Raw genomic sequence first — 3,410 nt, 5'->3', positions numbered from 1 at the left:
TCCGCGGAACTCGTCATCAAGCTACTACCCCATGTCATCGACACCACGCGTCGCACCGACACTTCCGGTGATCACGCATGGGTTGACGTCACCCACTCGACACTACGCGCCGCGCCTGTGCCGCAGCGAAGAGCCAATATTGCGGACGCGCTTGAGTTTTCGCGTCCGCGGCGGAGCCCGGGACCCGAGCCCGGTTCGCGTTGGCCATACTGAGACGATGCCGAGCACTGATTTCCACCCCGACCTGAGCAGAGTCGCGCGCTTCGCACCCAGATCGCTGGTCGGCCCGCGCTCGTTGAAGCTGATTCGAGCGCTTTCCCCGGCGGCACGGCGCAGATCGAGCCGCGATGTGGAGTCGCTCATCCTGGGCTCCGGTGTCGGGGTGCGGTTGCACCGCCCGGCCGGCGCCGAGCAGCCGGGTCCCGCGCTGTTGTGGATCCACGGCGGGGGCTATGTCCTCGGCACCGCTCAGCAGGATGACGACGTGTGTCGTCGGTTCGCGCGTGAGCTCGGCGTCACCGTAGCGGCGGTGGATTACCGGCTGGCCCCCGAGCACCCGTACCCCGCGCCGCTGGAGGATTGCTATGCCGCGCTGACCTGGCTGGCCAAGCTGCCCGCTGTCGATCCGGCTCGGGTGGCGATCGGCGGGGCCAGTGCAGGCGGCGGCTTGGCGGCCGCGCTGGCGTTCCTGGCGCGTGACCGTGGCGAGGTATCGCCGACCCTGCAGCTACTTGCGTACCCGATGCTCGATGACCGCAGCGGCTCGACACCGGAAAAGCCGAACTACCGGCTGTGGAGCCCGAAAAGCAACCGGTTCGGCTGGGCGGCCTACCTCGGCAGCGCCGACCCGAATGTCGCGGTTCCGGGGCGCCGCGAGGACCTGAGCGAATTGCCGCCGGCCTGGATCGGGGTCGGCACCCACGATCTGTTTCACGACGAGGACCTTGCCTACGCGGAGCGTCTCGCCGCGGCCGGTGTCCCGTGCCAGGTCGAGGTCGTCTCCGGAGCATTTCACGGCTTCGATCTGATAGTGCCGAAAGCCGGCGTGTCCAGAGCATTTTTCGCCAGCCAGTGCGCGAGTCTGCGATCCGCCCTGGCTATCGCGCGCTGATGGCCGCTGGCGCGCCCTTTGCGGTGAGCGACGAACAGCGGGCGCTGCGCAGTGCGGTCGCCGACCTGATGACACGTTATTCCGGCGAGGCCCAGGTGCGGACGCAGATGGCGACCGACACCGGTTTCGACTCCACGGTGTGGCATGAATTGGCGGCCATGGGTCTGACCGGACTGCTGATCGACGAGGAGCACGGCGGCTCCGGTGCGGGCCCGGTGGAACTGGGCATCGCGATGGAGGAGATGGGCCGGACCCTGCTGGTCAGCCCGTTCCTGTCAACGGCGGTGCTGGTGCCCGGCCTGCTGGCCGCGACCGGTGACGCAGCCGAGTGCGGCGCGGTATTGCCCCGGATCGCCGCAGGTGAACTGATCGCCACCGCCGCCTTCGCCGAGGACGGCTCGGCCCGGTTACCGGCGACGATCACCACGTCAGCAGGTCTGGTCGGCGACACCTGGCACGTCACCGGCTACAAGCACTTCGTGCTCGACGGGCTCTGCGCGCAACTGTTCTACGTGTTGGCGACGACCGACAACGGTCCCGCGGTGTTCGCCGTCGATGCCGGTGCACCCGGCCTGGCCGTGACGCCCCTGACCACGGTCGATCCGACCCGCAAGCAATGCCGACTGCAATTCGTCGACACCCCCGCGCGGCTGATCGGCCGGCCGGGTACCGGCGTCGATGTGTTCGAGGCAGCGCTCGACCGTGCGGCGTTGGCGTTGGTCAGCGAGCAGGCCGGCGGCGCGCGGCGGGCGGTCGAGATGGCCACCGAGTACGCCAAGACCCGTTACCAGTTCGGTCGCGCGATCGGCAGTTTCCAGGCCGTCAAGCACATGTGCGCCGACATGCTGCTGGAGGCCGAATCCGCGGTATCGGCGGCACGCTTCGTCGCCGGCTCATTCGCCGAGCAAGCGCCTTCCCGAATCGCCGATCTCGCTCTGGCACAAGCGTATTGCTCGGAATCCTTCGTCTTCGTCGCAGCGACCAACATCCAGGTCCACGGCGGCATCGGATTCACCTGGGAACATCCGGCGCACCTGTATCTGCGTCGCGCCCGATGTGACGCCCAGCTGCTGGGAAGCCCGTCCTGGCACCGGGAACGCTACCTGCAGCAGATCGGAGCATGATGACTTCCGCCGGCGACGATGCAGAGCGCATAGCGCGATGAGGAGGAGCGGCACATGACGGACGACGAACTGCGCGACGAGGTCCGAAATTGGTTGTCGGCCAACTGGAATCCCGACATCGATCGCGCCAGCTGGGCCCAGCTCGTCGTCGATGCCGGATGGGCGGTCCCCAGCTGGGAGCCGGAGTGCTACGGCCGCGGTGTCTCGGATTCCCAATCCCGGCTCGTTGCAGCAGAATTCGCTGCGGTCGGCGCGCATGGCTGCGGTCACGACCGTGGGAACCTCTTCGCCTGCACGCTGCGCGACGTGGGCACCGACGAGCAAAAGCGACGGCTGATTCCGCCCTCGATCCGCGGCGAGAGCAAATGGTGCCTGCTCTACAGCGAGCCCGACGCGGGGTCGGATCTGGCCGGCCTGCGCACCCGGGCCGAGCGCGACGGTGACGAGTGGGTGATCAACGGGCAGAAAGTGTGGACGTCGTTCGCCAAAACCGCCGACTACGGCATGCTGGTGGCCAGGACCGACTGGGATGTGCCCAAACACCAGGGCATCAGCTTCTTCATGCTGCCGATGCATCAGCCCGGTGTCGAGATCCGGCCGATCCACCAGATCACCGGCGAATCGGAGTTCAACGAGGTCTTCATCCAGGACGCTCGCCTTCCCGCCGAGAACCTGGTTGGCGAGCTGAACGCCGGGTGGTCGGTGCTACAGACCGCGCTCGGATATGAGCGACGGTTCATGGCAGACATTGCCCGCACCGCCAGGGACGCCAAGCGGGCGCAAGCCGAGAAGGCCCATCTCCTGGTCGATTTCGCGCGAGATGCCGGCCGGCTGGAAGATCCCTACATTCGTCAGCAGATCGCCCGCGTCGACGCGCTGGCCACCGTCAACCGCTGGAACACCCAACGATCGAAGGCTGCGGTCGATCGTGTCGAAGCGGCCACACTGATGGCGCTCGGCAAGATCGCGATGTCACGGATCCTGCACGAGACGGCCCGTGTCGAAACCGAAATAGTCGGCGCGCAAGCGATGTTGACCGGCCCGGACAACCCGGTCGGCGACGCGGCGACGTTCCGGACGCTGAACGCCTACTTCACCTCGATCGGCGGCGGCACCGATCAGATTCAACGCAACATCGTCGGCGAACGGGTGCTGGGCCTGCCGAAAGAGCCTGA

The 3,410-nt window shown here is 67.3% G+C and carries 3 protein-coding genes; all 3 read left to right on the top strand.

Features of this window, described 5'->3' with window-relative positions:
• Positions 1 to 217 precede the first annotated feature (217 nt).
• A complete protein-coding gene (locus AC2VOU_RS07530) occupies positions 218 to 1,111 on the top strand; it encodes an alpha/beta hydrolase (protein WP_486956811.1) in 894 nt (297 codons plus the stop codon).
• Positions 1,111 to 2,235 (top strand): acyl-CoA dehydrogenase family protein, encoded by a 1,125-nt coding sequence (locus AC2VOU_RS07525; protein WP_486956810.1) that lies wholly within the window; start codon positions 1,111 to 1,113, stop codon positions 2,233 to 2,235. The genes AC2VOU_RS07530 and AC2VOU_RS07525 overlap by 1 nt, the downstream gene beginning before the upstream one ends.
• Positions 2,236 to 2,289: 54 nt before the next feature.
• A partial coding sequence (locus tag AC2VOU_RS07520) for an acyl-CoA dehydrogenase family protein (RefSeq protein ID WP_486956809.1) occupies positions 2,290 to 3,410 on the top strand: 1,121 nt, incomplete at its 3' end.

The organism is Mycobacterium sp. TH-M25, from assembly GCF_057473665.1.
This window is presented reverse-complemented; position numbering and strand designations above follow the sequence as displayed.